The following is a 1,743-nucleotide window of genomic DNA, read 5'->3' on the forward strand; positions in this document are numbered from 1 at the left end:
AAAACGCGGAGTTGGCGACCTGCTTGTTTCCCTTGTACGGGGCCTCCCACTCCGGCGGCACATGATATGGCCCGTGCGGCGCATTGAGCGGCAGATAGAGAAAGAACGGCTTTTCCTTGTTCTTCTCCACAAAGCGGATCGCCTCCCGGAACCAGACGTCGGTGCAGTAGCCCTCGAACTTTTCGAAGACGCCGTTGCGCTCGTAGGTGTCGTCGAAATAGTCGTTGCCCCAATAGTCCGAAGCCTGCCCGATCCCGCCGCAGCGATGCCAGAGCACATCCTGAAAACCGCGGTCCTGCGGACGGTGCGGCGCATTGTCGCCCAGGTGCCACTTGCCGACCATCCCGGTGGCATAGCCTGCATCGGAGAACAGGTTCGCCACCGTTTTTTCATCCGGGTGCATCATCGTGCGTCCGGAGCTGGTGCGGAAGGCCCCCGTCACACCCGGATGATTCCCCGTCATCAACGCCGCGCGCGACGGCGTGCAGAACGGACTCACATGGAAATCGGTAAAGCGGACCGATTCCGCGTGCAGCTTGTCCAGCTCCGGCGTCTTGAGAATCGGATTTCCATGGCATCCCAGATCGCCGTAGCCCTGGTCGTCGGTCATCACCAGAATGACGTTGGGGCGGTCAGCCGCAAAAACGAACCCGACCCAAGTCAACAATGCCAGGGCCCAAATCAGATAAGTTTTCATACATCCCGTCCTCATTGCGTCTTCCTGCTTTTCTTTTTCTCGAGACCGGTCGGCCCGCCGGTGTAGGACTCTTGCCACGCGATATCGGGCGCCTGCCAGTCGGGGATTCCTCGGCTTTTTTCCTGGGCATAGTAATCGACGTGGAACGGTTTTTCCGCGGCCAGCGGAACGTCCTCGTTGATCATCAGCGGGCGCGACTCGTCCCAGAATTTCTCGTAGGCCTTTTTCATTTCGGATACGAGCTCCGGGTATTGCGCCGCGACATCGGTGTGCTGCCCGGGATCGTTTTCCATGTCGTAGAGCGCGCCTTCCACGAGCCGGAAGCGCTGGTTGCGCACGGAGTAGGTCTTCCACTTGAATTGATCGGGATCGGCCCCGAGATTCCAGCGCGTGACATGCTGGAAATGCAGGCGATCCTCCCAAGCCGGGTCTTTTTCCAGAATCAGCGGTTTCAGGCTTCGGCCTTCGAAAGCCTGGGTGGCCGGCAACGCCGCTCCGGCGAAATCCGCCAGGGTTGGAAGAATATCTAAATAGGTGACGACCGTGTCGACCGTCCGGCCCTGTTGAATCACGCCGTCCCAGCGCACAAAGAAAGGAACCCGGACGCCGCCCTCGTCCACCGTACTTTTGAGGCCTTTCATGCCCGCGTTGTAGGTCATCATGGGTTTACCCGCCGCATCGGTGCCGAGTTGTACCTGCGGCCGCCCGGCCTTTCCTTTAAGCCCATTGCCGGCAGTGGTCGTCCCATTGTCCGATGTAAAGATGACGATGGTATTTTCCAGCAGGCCCCATGCTTCCAGTTGTTTGAACAGCTGCCCCATGCAGTCGTCGATGTGTTCGATCATTCCGTAAAAGCCGGCAGATCGACTGGGAAACCCAAGATCTTCGAAATATTTCTGATACTCCGGCGGGGCGTTGAACGGGGCATGCGGCGCATTGGTGGACAGATAGGCGAAGAACGGCTTTCCGGAATCCTTGACCTGCTGAATCCAGCCGAGCGTGGCCTTGAACAAAACATCCGTGCAATAGCCTTTGGTTTTCACAAA

Annotated in this window: 2 protein-coding genes; both read right to left on the reverse strand. The window is 58.5% G+C overall.

Annotation, left to right across the window (positions count from 1 at the left end; genetic code table 11):
• A partial coding sequence (locus tag ABYO54_RS16100) for a sulfatase-like hydrolase/transferase (RefSeq protein ID WP_372809249.1) occupies positions 1-697 on the reverse strand: 697 nt, incomplete at its 3' end.
• Between the two features lie 11 nt (positions 698-708).
• On the reverse strand, positions 709-1,743 hold a 1,035-nt coding region (locus tag ABYO54_RS16105), incomplete at its 5' end, for a sulfatase-like hydrolase/transferase (protein WP_372809250.1).

Origin of the sequence: Pontiella sp., from assembly GCF_041622395.1 — a bacterium.
Classification (GTDB): domain Bacteria; phylum Verrucomicrobiota; class Kiritimatiellia; order Kiritimatiellales; family Pontiellaceae; genus Pontiella.